This window comes from Lentzea sp. CA-135723, from assembly GCF_050936595.1.
In the GTDB taxonomy this organism is placed as follows: domain Bacteria; phylum Actinomycetota; class Actinomycetes; order Mycobacteriales; family Pseudonocardiaceae; genus Lentzea.
This window is the reverse complement of the sequence record NZ_JBNJMK010000001.1, coordinates 546559-560727: the sequence shown is the minus strand read 5'-3', so window position 1 is coordinate 560727 and position 14169 is coordinate 546559. Positions and strand designations below refer to the sequence as shown.

Below are 14169 nucleotides of genomic sequence, written 5' to 3'. Positions count from 1 at the left end.
ACAAGATTCCGTCTATCCACAGGAGACAGACCCATGCGGGTGGCCAACATCAACGGACGACTGGCGGTCAAGGCCGGGGACGGGTTCCTCGACGTCGCGATCGCCAGCGAGGGCGCGTTCGACCCCGATCCGCACGAGGCGTACGCGCGCTGGGACGAGCTCCTGGCGTGGTCGGAGCAGGTGCCGGCGCTGCCCACCGCCCTCACGGCGAAGGCGCGGGTCGACCGCGACGGCGCCGTCTGGGGAGCGCCCTCGCCCCGTCCGGCGCAGGTCTTCGCGGTCGGGCTCAACTACCGCGACCACATCGCCGAGTCGAAGCTCGCGGAACCGGCCGAACCGGCCGTGTTCACGAAGTTCCCGTCGTCGCTGACCGGCCACGGACGTCCGGTGGCACTGCCGGACGGCCTGGTGGACTGGGAGGCCGAACTGGTCGTGGTCATCGGCCGCCACTGCCACCGCGCGACCCGCGAGACGGCCTGGTCGCACGTGGCGGGCCTGACCGTGGGCCAGGACCTGTCGGAACGGCGGCTGCAGCTCACCGGGCCCGCGCCGCAGTTCTCGCTGGGCAAGTCCTACCCCGGCTTCGCCCCGCTCGGCCCCGAGGTCGTGAGCCCCGACGAGTTCACCGACCCGGACGACCTGGAACTGGGCTGCCGGCTCGAAGCGGGCGAGATCCTCCAGTGCGGCCGCACCTCGAAGATGGTCTTCGACGTGCCGGAGCTGATCACCCGGCTCTCCGCGGTCTGCCCGCTGCTGCCCGGCGACCTGATCTTCACCGGCACCCCGGCCGGCGTCGGCGGCGCCCGCGACCCGCAGCGGTTCCTCTCCCCCGGCGACGTGCTCGTCACGTGGGTCGAACACGTCGGCTCGCTGCGCACGCCCCTGATCGCCTCGAACTGAACGGAAGGAGCACCGATGCCACTGCACCGTCTCACCCAGATCGTCATGGGCGTGCCCGACGTCGCGCGGACGACCGCCTACTACACCGAGTTCGGCCTCACCGCGGGACGACCGAACCTGCTGTCCACAGTGGAAGGCGGCGAGCAGCTGCGGGTCGTGCACGCGCACCGGCGGCGGCTGCTGGAGCTCGGCGTCGGCGCGGACGACCCCGACGACCTTGACCGCACCGCCGCCGCCCTGGCCAGGCTGGACGTGCCGGTCGAGCGCACCGCGACGTCGGTCTCGGCCGTCGACCCCGGCACCGAGGTGCTCGTCCGCGTCGAGATCGCGCCCCGGCTGCGGCAGACGCCCGTCCCGGCGCCGGTGTACAACGCGCCGGGCTCGATCCTGCGCACCGGCGAACGCGCCGCGGGCATCCTGCGCGAAGGCCCCGTGCGGCCGCGCAAGCTGGGTCACGTCGTGCTGGGCTCCACCGACCAGGAGGCCTCGCAGCGGTTCTTCCAGCAGGGCATCGGGTTCAGGGTGAGCGACACCGTCAAGGGGCTCGCCGCGTTCATGCGCTGCTCGACCGACCACCACAACGTGCTGGTGCAGCAGGCACCCGTGGCGTTCCTGCACCACAGCTCGTGGCAGGTCGACGACGTCGACGAGATCGGTCGCGGCGCCACGGCCATGCTGGCGAAGGACCCCGAGCGGCACACCTGGGGCCTCGGCCGCCACCACATCGGCTCGAACTTCTTCTGGTACCTCAAGGACCCGGCCGGCAACTTCTCCGAGTACTACTCCGACATCGACTGCATCGTCGACGACGCGCTGTGGACGCCGCGCGACTGGGAGGGCGCCCAGGGCCTCTACAACTGGGGACCGCCACCGCCGCCGTCGTTCCTCGAACCCGAGGACCTCGCGGCCCTGATGACCGGCGCGCACGCGCCAGGCAAATGATCCCGATCTGGACGCCCGGCGCGTACCCGCGCACGCCGCGCATCACGGAGTTCGCGGAGAGCACGGGACTGTCGTTCACCGACTACGAATCGCTGTGGCGCTGGTCCGTGGACGACCTCGCCGGGTTCTGGTCGGCCGTGGCCTCGTACTTCGACCTCGGGCTCGACGGCGCGCAGGTGCTCGACGACACGCCGATGCCGGGCACCCGCTGGTTCCCCGGCACGTCGCTGAACTACGCCGAGCGCGCGCTGCGGCACGACGGCACGGCCGTGATCTCCGTCAGCGAGGACGGCACCGTCACGGAGATGAGCTGGGACGAGCTGCGCGCGCAGGTCGGCGCGCTGGCGGAGTGGTTGCGCGGTCAGGGAGTCGTGGCGGGCGACCGGGTCGTCGGCTACCTGCCGAACACCGAGCACGCCGTGGTCGCGTTCCTGGCGGCCGCGTCGGTGGGGGCGATCTGGTCGGCGTGCGCGCAGGACTACGGCGCGGAAGGCGCGGCGGCCCGGCTCGGGCAGCTTGAGCCCGTGGTGCTGTTCGCGGCGGACGGGTACCGGTGGAACGGCCGCGCGCACGACCGGCGGACCCAGGTCGCGGACCTGGTGGAGGCGTTGCCCGGACTCCGCGCGGTGGTGCGGGTTCCGGTGCTCGGCCTGCCGTTCGACGACGAAGCTCCGACCGCGGTCGCCACGTGGCAGGAAACCCTGTCGCGGCCACACCCACCGCGCTTCGAGCCGACGCCTTTCGACGCTCCGCTCTGGGTCCTGTTCTCCTCGGGCACGACCGGCACGCCGAAGGGCATCGTCCACGGCCACGGCGGCGTCGTCCTCGACCACCACCGGCTGCTGGGCCTGCACCTCGACCTGGGCCCCGGTGACCGGTTCCTCTGGCACACCACCACGAACTGGATGATGTGGAACATGGTGGTGTCCGGCCTGCTGGTCGGCGCGACGGTCGTGCTCTACGACGGCAGCCCGGTCCACCCAGTGCCGCAACGGTTGTGGGAGCTGGCGGCGCAGCACCGGGTGAACGTGCTCGGCGTCAGTCCCGGCTACCTCGGGGCGTGCGCCGACCTCGGCGGTCTCTCGCTGCCGGACCTGCGCGTCCTCGGGTCCACCGGCGCACCACTGCCGGCCGCCCCGTACCACTGGGTGCGCGAGCACGTCGGGCCGCACGTCCACGTCGCCTCCACGACCGGCGGCACCGACGTCGTGAGCGGCTTCGCGGGCGGCGCGCCCACCACGCCGGTCTGGCCGGGCGAGATCTCCGCTCCCCTGCTCGGGGTGGCGCTCGACGCGTACGACGAGCACGGACGGTCCGTTGTGGACGAGGTCGGCGAGCTCGTCGTCACCGAACCGATGCCGTCCATGCCGCTGCGCTTCTGGAACGACCCGGACGGCGAGCGCTACCGGGAGGCGTACTTCGGCGTCTACCCCGGTGTGTGGCGGCACGGCGACTGGGTGACCCGCACGAGCCGCGGCAGCCTGGTCGTCTCGGGCAGGTCCGACTCGACGCTCAACCGCCACGGCGTGCGGCTCGGCAGCGCCGACGTCTACGCCGTGGTCGACGCGCTGCCGGGCATCGGCGACAGCCTGGTGATCGGCGCCGAACTGGACGGTGGCTACTGGTTGCCGCTGTTCGTGGTCATGGCGGACGGGCACCGCCTCACCGACGCGGTCCGCGCGGAGATCCGCGACGCCATCCGCACCAGGGCCTCACCGCGACACGTGCCCGACGACGTGATCGAGGTGCCGGCACTCCCCCGCACGCGCACGGGCAAGAAGCTGGAGGTGCCGGTCAAGCGGCTGATCCAGGGCGCCGCGCTGGAGCAGGTCGCGGGCAGGGAGGCGGTGGACGACGTCGAGGCGTTGCGGTACTTCACCCGCTTCGCCGGTGGCAGCGGTCGAACCTGAGCCCTCCGCAGGGCACGCTCAGTCGGCGACGGCGGCCGGCGTCCTGACGCCTCGGAAGAGCAGGTAGAGCATCAGGCCGAACTCACCCAGCGACGTGGGAGCCGACACCACGTCCCGGAGGAAGGCGGGCGCGGCGGGCAGGGCGAACGCGATCACCGGGTCGGCGATCCACGCGAACCCGCCAACGACGAGCAGCACGCCCAGGGGTTTCGGGAACAGGCCGGAGCGCAGGGCGAGGTAGCCCATCGGCAGCAGCCACAGACCGAAGAACACGCCGCCCAGCGTGTAGCCGTAGCCGTGCAGGTCGAGCAGCAGCGACGCCAGTCCGTCGGCCGGCGCGGGGTCGGTGGCCGCTCGCAGTGCCCCCGCCTGGAACGCGAGGTTGAGCAGGATGGTGCCCGCGCCCACCGAGACGAACACCAGGAGGGCCGTCGTGGCGCGCTCGTCCACGTGGTGCAGCAGGCGTTGCAGGGTGAGTCCCAGCAGGACGAAGACCACCGCCATCAGCACGTCCGCGGCCAGGCTCCAGCGGAAGAGGGTCTCGTGGGCGACGATGTTGGCCGCGGTGGTGGCGGGGTCGCCGGGCACGCGCACGCCGTCGCGCACGACCAGTTCGGCCCACACGCCGAGGACGACGATCAGCAGGTACAGCAGGCCGGCGGTTCTCGCCAGCGTCTTGGGCTCGGTCACGGCTCTTCTCCTTGTGGCGCAACGCCGGTAGCGGTGGTGACGGCACCAACGGTGTCCTGTCGGTGGCTCGCGCGGCTCCCCTCCGAGGCCGGTCCTCCTCCACCCAGAGGTGGAGGCGACCGAGCCTCAGGGCTGACCTCTGGCGTGCCAGGCACATCTACGCTTCGGGGCATGCCGGAACCGCTGCGTGTGTGGTCCCGCGTCTGGCGTTCCCTGCTCGCCGCGGGCGTCGGCGTGGTGGCGTGGTGCGCCCAGACCGCGGTCGTCCTGGCCGGGACGCTGACCCCGGCGCAGCAGGACGTCGTGGGCGCGGCGCTGGTGCTCGACTTCGCGGTCGGCGTGGCGACCCTCGCGGTGCTCCCGTTGCGGCGACGTCATCCGCTGCTCGTCGCGTGCCTGACGGGCGCCGCCTGCACGGTGTCGGTGGCCGCCATGGGCCCGGCCGCGCTGGCCGTCGTCTCGATCGCCGCGGAACGACGCCGGGTGGCGGTCGCCGCCGCCGTGTTCCTCGCCGGTTCGGTCGTAGCGGAGTTCCTTTACCGGCCCCGTTTTCTGTTCACCGAGGCCAGCGGGTTCGAGCCGGCCAGCAGTGTTGTGTTGAGCGGGGTCTTCTTCGCCGCGGCCGTGCTGACCGGTCGTTACGTCGCCGCGCGCCGTGCGCTGGTTCGCTCGTTGCACGAGCGTGCGCTCACCGCGGAACGGGAGCGGGCGTTGGCCGCGCAGGTCGCCCGTGACGCGGAACGGAACCGGATCGCCAGGGAGATGCACGACGTGCTGGCCCACCGGATCTCCATGGTGGCGCTGCACGCCGGGGCGCTCACCTACCGCGACGACCTCGACCGCGCGCAGACGACCGAGGCGGCGCGGACGATCGGGGAGAACGCCCGGCTCGCGCTCGCCGAACTGCGGGAGGTGCTGGGGGTCCTGCGCGCGGGCGGGAGCGCGGACGACTCCCCCGAACCCCCACAGCCGACGCTCGCGCAGCTACCGGCCCTGCTGGCGGACGCGCGGGAGGCGGGCTCGGCGGTGCGGCTGGAGAGCGGCGAGGTCTTGGGGCTCGAGTGCTCGGAGACGTTGTCGCGCACGGCTTTCCGGATCGTCCAGGAGGCGCTGACGAACGCCAGGAGGCACGCGCCCGGCAAGCCCGTCGTCGTGCGTCTGGCGGGCACGGCCGGAGGTGTGCTCGAAGTGGAGGTCAGCAACCCGCTGGGCGGTGGTCCCGATGTGGTGCCGTCGCCGGGCGTGGGATTGGTGGGGCTCGCCGAGCGCGCCGCGCTGGTGGGCGGGACCTTCGCGCACGGGGCGCGCCCGGACGGGTCGTTCGTGGTGACCGCGAGGCTGCCGTGGCAGAGCTGACCGCGGTGCGGCTCGTGCTCGTCGACGACGACCCCCTGGTCCGAGCGGGTCTGCTGATGATCCTGGGCGGTGCCGAGGGCGTCGACGTCGTCGGCGAGGCGGCCGACGGGCGGGAGGCGATCGACGTGGTCGTGCGCGAACGGCCGGACGTCGTCCTCCTGGACATCCGGATGCCCAGGATGGACGGCCTGACCGCGCTGCGGCACCTGCGCGACCGGGGATCCGCGGCCAGGGTCGTCGTTCTGACCACGTTCGACACCGACGAGCTGGTCGTCACGGCGCTGCGCGAGGGCGCGGCGGGGTTCCTGGTGAAGGACACCCCGCCGGCTGACATCGTCACCGCCGTGCGCCGTGTCGCGATGGGCGAGCCGATGCTCTCGCCGAGCGTCACGAGCCGCCTCATCGACGTGGTCACCAGGCAGGGCGACGACGCCCGGCGACGCGCCGCCCGTGCGTTGCTCGCCCGGCTGACGAGCCGCGAACGCGAGGTCGCCACCGCGGTCGCCGAGGGGCTGTCCAACGCCGAGATCGCCGAGTCGCTGCACCTCGGCCTGGCGACGGTCAAGACGCACGTCGGCAGCGTGTTCGCGAAGCTGGAGGTCACCAACCGCGTCCAGGTCGCGCGGTGCGTGCAGGACGCGGTCTGAAACCCTGTCAGGCCCGCGCGTCGGCCATGGCCTCCGTGCGCTCCTTCTTGCGGCTGTCGGCCGAGTAGTGGGCGACCGCGATGGCCCCGGCGATCGCCAGGACGAACCCGATGGCCGCGGCGGTCATGTACCCGTCGCGGACGTTGTCGTCGAGGTAGACCAGGCCGACGAACGACGAGAGCGCCGTGTTGGTGGTGAACATGATGGCGGTGACCCCGGTCGGGCCGCCCTTCTGCAACGCCATCGCGAACACGACGGCGGCGATGAGCCCGTTGAGGGCGATGGACCAGGCCGCCGGTTCCAGCACGAGCAGCCAGACGTTGTCCGGGAGGTGCAGCGTGCGGGCCGAGATGCCGACGACGCTGTAGGACACGCCGGAGCCGCAGGCCAGCGCGACCGTCGACCAGACGCGCTGGTGGCGCCGGGCGTAGAGGGCGATCGCGGCCACCGGGATCGGCGTGGCCAGGAGGATCCACTTCCAGTGCGGCGACAGGGCCTGGGCGGGACCGGGCTCAGCGGACACGCCCAGCAGCACCAGGCCGATCGCGCCGACGAGCAGCGCGCCCCAGCCCGCCGCGCGCAGGCGGTGCCCCAGGAAGCTGCTGATCATGGCGGTCACCCCGACGCTGAACGCGAGCATCGACTGCACCAGGAACAACGGCAGCCGGTGCAGCGCGGCGGACGCGCAGGCGAAGCCCAGCAGGTTCACCCCGAGCCCGAGGAAGTACAGCCACTGGTGCCGCAGGGCGATGAGATCGAGAGACCTGCCGCCGTACGCACCGGCGCGCCGGACGCCCAAGGACTCCAGGATCGACCCACTGCCTGACGCCAGAGTGGCCAGCACAGCGAAGACGTAACCCAGTGCCATTCGTCCATTGTGTCAGCCGGTGATCGCGCTGTTCGCAGCATCCCCGAAGTTCCACCAGTTCACGAACGCGGCGCGCCCCTCGGCGGCGGCTGCCGTCGAGGGGCGGGTGACGTTGCGATCAGAGCCGCTGCCAGAGGGCAGGGGTGTTCGGCGGCTCCCAGCCGGGCACGGACGTGTGCGGCTGGATGACGCGGTAGGTCGCGCCTTCGTAGGTGACCTGGGCACCCGTGCCGTAGCTGGTGTACGGGGCCCACGAGCCGCCACCGCCGGGCGGCGTCGTCGTGGTCGTGCTGGTCGGCGGGGTGGTCGTGGTCGGTCCGGCCGTGGTCATCAACCGCAGGTTGTAGGCCTGCAGGATCTCGGTGACCGGCTGGAAGTAGATGGTGCCGCCGGTCTGGCAGTTGCCCGAACCGCCGGAGGTGACGCCCTGGGCCTGGTCGCCGGTCAGCCACGAGCCGCCGGAGTCGCCGGGCTCAGCGCAGGCGTTGGTGCGGGTCAGGCCGGTGATGGTGCCCTCGGGGTAGGTGACGGAGGCGTTCTTCTGCTGGATCGTGCCGCAGCGCCAGCCGGTGGTGGAGCCGGAACGGCAGACCGAGGACCCGACCGGCGCCTCCTGCGAGCCCGCGACCGGAACGGTGCCCGGATACCGGTTGACCAGGGCGCGCGGGGTGTTGCCCGCGTCGGCACGGACCCAGGCGTAGTCGTTGCCGGGGAAGCTGCTGCCCTGGATGGTGCCGCCGGGGTTGGTCGTGCGGCCGCCGGTGGCGCCGCAGTGGCCCGCGGTGACGAAGCCGCCCTCGACGGCGAACCCGATCGAGCAACGGCCGCCACCGGGGATGCCGTAGGCCGTCCCGCCGACGATGTCGACCATCGGCTTCGGGTTCTCGGTGCTGGCCTCGAAGCCGACGACGTCACCGCTCAGGCCCGCGGCGGCCGCCCACGCCCTGGCCTGCGCCTCTCCGCCGGCGCGGGCGAGCACGACGACCTTGTTGGCGCGCACGTCGACGTACCAGCCGGGAACGGCGGCGGGCGCGGCGGTGGCCTTGGCGTCGAGCTTGATCTTCGCGCTGTCCAACGCGGACGCGCTGTGCTTCGCCGTGGTGACGGAGGCGCCGCGCGCACGCACGGTGCCCGCCAGCGCCGCGTCGGTGACCGCGACGGTGAGGGTGTGGCCGGTGCCGTCGAGCCAGGATCCGGCGTAGGCGGGGCCGAGGCTCGACCGCAGCGCCGCGTCGGTCTGGCCGGCGACCTGCTCGGCGGCGAGGCGTTCGCGCGCCTGGTCCGAGGAGATGCCGAGGTCACGGGCCATCGCGGCGAGTTGGACAGGGTCGGCGGGGCCGGCCGCTGTGGCGCTGGTCGTCAGCGCCACCGCGAGGGTCAGCCCGGCCGCTGTGACCGCCGCTGTGGCGGCGGCGATGAGCTTGCGGTTCATGTCCGCTCCTTGCACGCAGGGTGATTGCGCGCAGACCGTACGACGGGGGTGACCGCGAGTGGTACATACCAATTGGGCATAAGGTTCAGACCACCCGACCCGTGCCTGCCGTCCTCAGGTCACGCGGCCCCGGTCACCGCGGCCGGGTCCAGGCGCACGTCGTGCCAGGTGACCCAGCAGTCGGACTGCTCGGTGGCGATCTCCGCGCCACAGGTGCGGCACACGAGGTTGGGGCCGTCCTGGCCGTCCAGGTCGCAGCAGCCGTTCAGGCGGCTGGGGTTCGAGTGACGCCGGAGGTTCCGAACGTCCTCGGGGTGGACCAGGAAGGTGTCTCCTGGGCCTGCCGGCACGGAGACCTGGGGGTTGCCGGGCAACGGCACGTACGGCGGCCCGTGCGGCTCCGGGTCCACGGCGAAGGTGCCACGAGGAAGGCGCGGCACGGGCGGGCCGTCCGCGTCACCCGGCGCTTCTTCGGGAAAGGGGACCTCGGTCAGGTCCTCGGTCACCGCCGTCCCGCAGGTCCTGCACGCGAACACCGTCATGGCGCCAGGTTCGCAGGCCGGACGGCCGCCCGTCGTCCGAATTCCGCCGGCGTCTAGACCCTGGCCTGCTCCCGGACCGGCCTGATCGCCTGCGGCACGTCGGCGGCGTCGGGAAAGGTGCAGGTGAAGGTGCCGTTGTAGCCGAACAGCGGCCCGAAGCGGTGGTTGACGACCTCGACGTCGATGCGGAACCGGCCCGCGTTCTCGTCGTAGGACTCGCGGACCTCCGCCACACCGGTCACCAGCGGAGGAATCCTGAAGTGCAGCGGACCCTCGTGGAAGCGCTGCTCGCCGCTGCGGATCACCAGCGCACCGTCCTCGACGGACAGGTGCAGGTCGACGGACACGTGCTGGTGCGTGCCCAGGTAGTCGACGACGCAGCCGCGTTCGGGGCTGTAGATCATCGTGGCGTCCCAGCGCCGCGGGCGGTCGAAGACGAAGGTGCGCACGAAGGTGACCGTCTCGCGGCCCAGCGAGTCGCGGTACGGGTAGTTCTGGATGGTGAACGGGACGTCGCTGCCGTGGCTCGGCAGGAGGATGTTCCGCTGGGCGCCGAGCCAGAGGAACGGCCTCGTGAAGCCGCGGCCGTGCCACACCCGTTCCATGATTCCCGTTCCCACGCAGGCGATGCCGTCGCCACTGCCGAACCCGAACCGGCGTTGCAACTGCGGGTGCAGGCGGCCGAAGTCGTCGCCGAGGGCGCGCTGGAAGATCGACGTCACGGGTGCTCCAAAGTGGACAGGGTCGGCGGGGCCGTGGACGAACGGCGGTCCGGTGGCGTCCGCCGGCACCTCCTCGCGGCCGGGGTGGACGGCAGCGGTGGCGCCAGCAGCGCGCCGAGGGTCACGGCGGCGGCGAGCGGTTTCGGGACGGTCGCCCAGGCGGCGGCGCAGACGGCGAGTCTCGTGCCGGCGTCCGCCAGGGCCCGGCGGAAGGACACCTCCGGTGGCACGCCGCGTTCGAGCCAGAGCCTGAGCCGGTCGAACGACCAGGCCGTGCCCCAGCCCATCAGCCGGCGGAACGGGAGGTCGGCGATCGCGCCCAGGCGTCCCCAGCCCGGCCGGTAGTCGTAGCCGGTGAGGAACCGGACGCCATCGCCGGTCGGCACGTACCGCCAGTAGCCCGCGCCGCCGCGGATCAGCGACAACGGGTCCGCCGAGCTGAACCGCAGCGCCGACGTCCGCGAGCCGTCCGGCCGGACGCGCTCACCGACGCTGACGCCGACCCCGCCGACCTCCAGCCCCAGCACGCGGACCGCGTACCGGAAGTGCTGCTCCGCGTCCTCGCTCTCCTTCGGCAGGTAGTCGATCGTGGTGAACCGCAGGTCCCACCGCTGGTGCGGGTGCGGCTCCTGGGTGAGCCGCCACACCGCGTCGAGGTCGGCCCGGATCAGCGTCTCCACGTAGAGCGTTCGTCGTCGCGCCATGGGACCCCCTCCCGGTTGAGCGATCGCTCAAATTGGAGGGTAGCCGAAGTTTTGAGCAGATGCTCAAAACTCGCGGGTCTTCCTGCGGAGCTTGGCGCGCAGTGCCCGGTGGGCGACCGGCCCGAGGTCGTCCACGACCTCGATCAGCACGGCCAGCCGGTCGAGGGCGTCCAGGGCCGCCTTCGCCCCCTCCTGGTCGACGCCCTCGTACAGCTCCAGGCCGATGAACCCGGCGCTGACCGCGCGGGCGAGCCCCGCCGTGTCGACCAGGTCCGCCAGCGGCGAGCCGGCCAGCAGCCTGGTCAGGGCGCGCTCGATCGGGGTGATCCACAGCCGCAGCGCGGCCGCGGTGGCCTCGGCGAGCTCGGGGCTGGTCTGGGCGCCCGCCAGCAGCTGGGCGAGCACCATGACGTTGCCCTCCGCACGTTGCTCGGTGTGCAGGGACCGGCCGAGCGCGAGGAGCTGCCGCAGGTCCGCGACGTCGTCGAGGCGTTCGGCGAACGGCGCGACCGTCGCCTCGGTGGCCGCGAGGCACGCGGCCTGGAGCAGGTCGTGGACCGTGCCGAAGTGGTAGAAGACCAGCGCCTGGTTGACGCCCGCGGTGGCCGCGATGCTGCGCGCCGTCGTGCCGGTCAGGCCGTGCGTGCGGAGGGTCTCGATCGCGCCGTCGATCAGGCGTTGTCGGGTGTCGGCCACGCCATCACCGTAGAGGCGGGCGCTGTCACAAGCCCGGAGGCTGTCCTGTCTACCTCTGCGTGAGCCAATCCCTGGAGTCGGCCACCGGCACGAACGAGCCGGTCGTCGTGATCAAGAACTACACCGTGCCGGCCGCGGAGGCCGAGCACTTCGTCGAGGCGTACCAGGAGAACGCGCGGATCATGTCGGCCCAGCCCGGCTTCGTGCGCTCCCGCCTGCACGCGCCCCTCGCCGACGGACCCGAGGCGCGGTTCGTGCACGTCGCGGAATGGCGTTCGGGCACCGAGCTGGACACGGCCGTCGGCAACCCCGAGTGGCGCGCGTCGGTGCGGCGCCTCTTCGACGAGTCCGGCCTGCACGTCACCTCCGAACCCGCCTCCTACCGGGTCGCGGTGGAGCTCCGGCCGCCCGCGCGGATCGAGTCCGTCGACGACCTCCGCCGCCACCTGCAGTGGGCGGTCGAGCTGGAGCACTCGACGATCCCGCCGTACCTGTGCGCGCTGTACTCCCTCGACCCGGTCCGCAACGCCGAGGCCGCTCAGGTCGTGGGCAGCGTGCTCGCCGAGGAGATGCTGCACCTGGCACTGGCGGCGAACCTGCTCAACGCGGTCGGCGGCGAGCCGGTGCTCGACTCCCCCGCGTTGCTGCCGGCGTACCCGCATCCGTTGCCGCACAGCGACAACTCGTTCCAGGTGCGGCTGGCGCCGTTCGGGCAGGAGGCGCTGGAGACGTTCCTGCGGATCGAGCAGCCCGCCTCGGTCAGCGCGCCACCGGAAGCGGACGGCTACGCGACGATCGGGCAGTTCTACGCCGCGATCGAGGCCGGGATCCGGCGGCTGTGCGACGCGCTGGGCGAGGAGACGGTCTTCAGCGGCGACCCGGCGCGGCAGGTCGGCGAGTTCCACCTGCGGGGCGGCGGTGGCGCGGTCGTCCCGGTGCACGACCTGAAGTCGGCACTGGAGGCGCTGACCGAGATCACCGAGCAGGGCGCGGGGGCCGCGCGGACAGACGTGTGGGACGGCGACCGGGACGTGTTCCACCCCGAACGGGAGGAGGTCGCGCACTTCTACCGGTTCCAGGAGCTCAAGCACGGCCGCCGGTACCAGACAGGCGACACGCCGGAGTCCGGGCCGACCGGTGACGCGATCGCGGTCGACTTCGCCGCGGTCATGCCCATGCGGCCCGACCCGCGCACGAGCGATCACCCGGAGGGCAGCGAGATCCGCGTGGCGCAGGAGCGGTTCAACGTCACCTACTGCCGGCTGCTCCAGCAGCTGGGGGAGGCGTTCAACGGTGAGCCCGCGAAGCTCGGTGCCACGGTCGGCACGATGTACCAGGTGAAGGCGCAGGCCCAGGCGTTGATGATGATGCCGCTGGCGGACGGCGCCGCGACGGCGGGGCCGACGTTCGAGTACGTGCCGCCTGGGCTGCGGGGCTGACGTTCGCGGGTAACGCCGGGCGGCCGCGGCGCGACACCCGACAACACGCGCCCAGCGCACCGGAGGTCAGCCGTGACTACCAGCGTCTTCCCCCTGCGGTACTTCCTGCCGATCACGAGGTTCGCGATCACGCTGACCGAGCGGCTCGACGGCGACAGCGTCATCACCATCTCGTCCGCTCTCGCCGCCGACCGCGGCGCCCGGTGCCGCACGGAGGTGAAAGAAAGTCTGCTCGAAACGGTGTCCCTGACCGTCACCCTGGACGACAACGGCGTCATCTCGTCGATCGGCACGGAGAGCGGCCGGGACGTGGCGGCCCTGGTCAAGTTCGCGGCGAAGGTGATCCCCCTGGCCACGTTCCGCGCCGCCGACAGGCCGAAGTCGCTCGCGGACCAGTGGATCGATCAGCACGAGCGCAGCGCCGACCTGCTCGGCGCGCTGTCCGCACGGCTCGACGCACTGCTGACCAGCCTCGCCGCGGCGGCGGAACCGGCCGAGATCGTGTCGATCGGCAACGCCCTGCAGGTCGTCGAACGGGAGCTCGCGGCGCTCGACCGCGTGCGCCGCGAGTGGATCGCCCGCCAGGGCACCTCGGTGCTCACCGCGGACGTCTCCGCCAACCAGGTCGTGAACCTGGACCGGTCCGCCCTGCCGGGCACGCTCCCGCGCGAGCAGAGCGCGAACCCGGCCCTGCGCGGCCTCATCGCGAAGAACCTGCTGCCCGTGCTGGCGAGCGACCGCGCGTCGCTCCCGGAGAGCAACTACCCGAGCGATCTGGAGCACGAGGACGCGCTCGTGTTCCGCCGGGCCCGGCCGGCGACGCTGGGGATCTACCGCCGCGGCTCCGCCGCAGAGGCCTGGACGCTCGACGAGGCCCTCGTGCTGCCGGTCGACGTGATCGACCAGTTCAGCGAGCAGGAGAAGGTCTCGTTCGACGGAGAGGTGTGGCGCAAGCGCAAGATCGACCTGGCCTTCCACCCCGACGGTTCGATCAAGACCTACGGCGTGACGTCCACCTCGGCGGTGTCGGGCGTGGCCGACGCGGCGGGCGGCCTGATCGACTCGCTCGTCGCGGCCCGCAAGGAACGGGCCGCGGCGCCGAGCGAGGCGGAGCAGGCGCTCGACGAGGCCAAGACGAGGCTGGACCTGCTCCAGACCTCCACGGAGCTGGCTCAGCTGGCGGCGACGCACGACCGCGCCGGTGAGCTGGCCGAGCTCGACCAGCTGGTCAAGCTGGCCGAGCTGCGCGCGAAGGTTCGTTGACGCACAGGGAAGTTCGACGCGCGTGGAGGCCTGAGTCCACTGAGGACCCAGGCCCCAC

Annotated in this window: 14 protein-coding genes; 7 read left to right on the top strand and 7 right to left on the bottom strand. The window is 72.4% G+C overall.

The window, feature by feature from the left end; translation table 11 throughout:
* Positions 1–33: 33 nt before the first annotated feature.
* From ACQEU1_RS02425 to ACQEU1_RS02415, 3 genes are read left to right on the top strand one after another with little or no spacing between them, the layout of a single operon-like run.
* Positions 34–900, top strand: a complete 867-nt coding sequence (locus ACQEU1_RS02425) for a fumarylacetoacetate hydrolase family protein (protein WP_433195715.1) — start codon at positions 34–36, stop codon at positions 898–900.
* A gap of 15 nt (positions 901–915) precedes the next feature.
* On the top strand, positions 916–1842 hold the full coding sequence (locus ACQEU1_RS02420) for a VOC family protein (protein WP_433195713.1): 927 nt from the start codon (positions 916–918) through the stop codon (positions 1840–1842).
* Positions 1839–3752 carry an acetoacetate--CoA ligase gene (locus ACQEU1_RS02415; RefSeq protein WP_433195711.1) on the top strand — a complete coding sequence of 638 codons (1914 nt, stop codon included), beginning with the start codon at positions 1839–1841 and terminating at the stop codon, positions 3750–3752. The genes ACQEU1_RS02420 and ACQEU1_RS02415 overlap by 4 nt, the downstream gene beginning before the upstream one ends.
* A gap of 18 nt (positions 3753–3770) precedes the next feature.
* On the opposite strand, the gene ACQEU1_RS02410 is transcribed toward ACQEU1_RS02415, so the two are convergent.
* The gene (locus ACQEU1_RS02410) at positions 3771–4442 is read right to left on the bottom strand and encodes a DUF4386 domain-containing protein (RefSeq protein WP_433195709.1); all 672 of its coding nucleotides are present in this window, start codon (positions 4440–4442) and stop codon (positions 3771–3773) included.
* 171 nt (positions 4443–4613) lie between these two features.
* Here ACQEU1_RS02410 and ACQEU1_RS02405 point away from each other — a divergent pair, with 171 nt between their 5' ends.
* Both ACQEU1_RS02405 and ACQEU1_RS02400 read left to right on the top strand, forming a co-directional pair.
* On the top strand, positions 4614–5798 hold the full coding sequence (locus ACQEU1_RS02405) for a sensor histidine kinase (protein ID WP_433195707.1): 1185 nt from the start codon (positions 4614–4616) through the stop codon (positions 5796–5798).
* Entirely contained in the window at positions 5786–6445 is a 660-nt protein-coding gene (locus ACQEU1_RS02400) for a response regulator (protein ID WP_433195705.1), read from the top strand. Before ACQEU1_RS02405 ends, ACQEU1_RS02400 begins: the two co-directional genes overlap by 13 nt.
* Positions 6446–6452: 7 nt before the next feature.
* Here ACQEU1_RS02400 and ACQEU1_RS02395 read toward each other — a convergent pair whose 3' ends face one another.
* From ACQEU1_RS02395 to ACQEU1_RS02370, 6 genes are all read right to left on the bottom strand, one after another.
* Positions 6453–7313, bottom strand: a complete 861-nt coding sequence (locus tag ACQEU1_RS02395) for a hypothetical protein (protein ID WP_433195703.1) — start codon at positions 7311–7313, stop codon at positions 6453–6455.
* 118 nt (positions 7314–7431) lie between these two features.
* A complete protein-coding gene (locus tag ACQEU1_RS02390) occupies positions 7432–8745 on the bottom strand; it encodes an alpha-lytic protease prodomain-containing protein (protein ID WP_433195701.1) in 1314 nt (437 codons plus the stop codon).
* 119 nt (positions 8746–8864) lie between these two features.
* Positions 8865–9287 (bottom strand): hypothetical protein, encoded by a 423-nt coding sequence (locus ACQEU1_RS02385; RefSeq protein ID WP_433195699.1) that lies wholly within the window; start codon positions 9285–9287, stop codon positions 8865–8867.
* A gap of 53 nt (positions 9288–9340) precedes the next feature.
* Positions 9341–10009, bottom strand: a complete 669-nt coding sequence (locus ACQEU1_RS02380) for a DUF4166 domain-containing protein (protein ID WP_433195697.1) — start codon at positions 10007–10009, stop codon at positions 9341–9343.
* Positions 10006–10713 (bottom strand): hypothetical protein, encoded by a 708-nt coding sequence (locus ACQEU1_RS02375; protein ID WP_433195695.1) that lies wholly within the window; start codon positions 10711–10713, stop codon positions 10006–10008. Before ACQEU1_RS02375 ends, ACQEU1_RS02380 begins: the two co-directional genes overlap by 4 nt.
* Positions 10714–10776: 63 nt before the next feature.
* On the bottom strand, positions 10777–11409 hold the full coding sequence (locus ACQEU1_RS02370; protein WP_433195693.1) for a TetR/AcrR family transcriptional regulator: 633 nt from the start codon (positions 11407–11409) through the stop codon (positions 10777–10779).
* A 59-nt stretch (positions 11410–11468) separates the two neighbouring features.
* Between ACQEU1_RS02370 and ACQEU1_RS02365 the strand changes: the two genes are divergently transcribed.
* A complete protein-coding gene (locus ACQEU1_RS02365) occupies positions 11469–12848 on the top strand; it encodes a ferritin-like domain-containing protein (protein WP_433195691.1) in 1380 nt (459 codons plus the stop codon).
* Positions 12849–12920: 72 nt separating this feature from the next.
* A complete protein-coding gene (locus ACQEU1_RS02360) occupies positions 12921–14111 on the top strand; it encodes a hypothetical protein (RefSeq protein WP_433195689.1) in 1191 nt (396 codons plus the stop codon).
* Positions 14112–14169 lie beyond the last annotated feature (58 nt).

Coding starts and splice junctions, on each gene's coding strand:
- ACQEU1_RS02425 (WP_433195715.1), top strand. CDS start 34: ATGCGGGTGGCCAACATCAACGGACGACTGGCGGTCAAGGCCGGGGAC.
- ACQEU1_RS02420 (WP_433195713.1), top strand. CDS start 916: ATGCCACTGCACCGTCTCACCCAGATCGTCATGGGCGTGCCCGACGTC.
- ACQEU1_RS02415 (WP_433195711.1), top strand. CDS start 1,839: ATGATCCCGATCTGGACGCCCGGCGCGTACCCGCGCACGCCGCGCATC.
- ACQEU1_RS02405 (WP_433195707.1), top strand. CDS start 4,614: ATGCCGGAACCGCTGCGTGTGTGGTCCCGCGTCTGGCGTTCCCTGCTC.
- ACQEU1_RS02395 (WP_433195703.1), bottom strand. CDS start 7,313: ATGGCACTGGGTTACGTCTTCGCTGTGCTGGCCACTCTGGCGTCAGGC.
- ACQEU1_RS02390 (WP_433195701.1), bottom strand. CDS start 8,745: ATGAACCGCAAGCTCATCGCCGCCGCCACAGCGGCGGTCACAGCGGCC.
- ACQEU1_RS02385 (WP_433195699.1), bottom strand. CDS start 9,287: ATGACGGTGTTCGCGTGCAGGACCTGCGGGACGGCGGTGACCGAGGAC.
- ACQEU1_RS02375 (WP_433195695.1), bottom strand. CDS start 10,713: ATGGCGCGACGACGAACGCTCTACGTGGAGACGCTGATCCGGGCCGAC.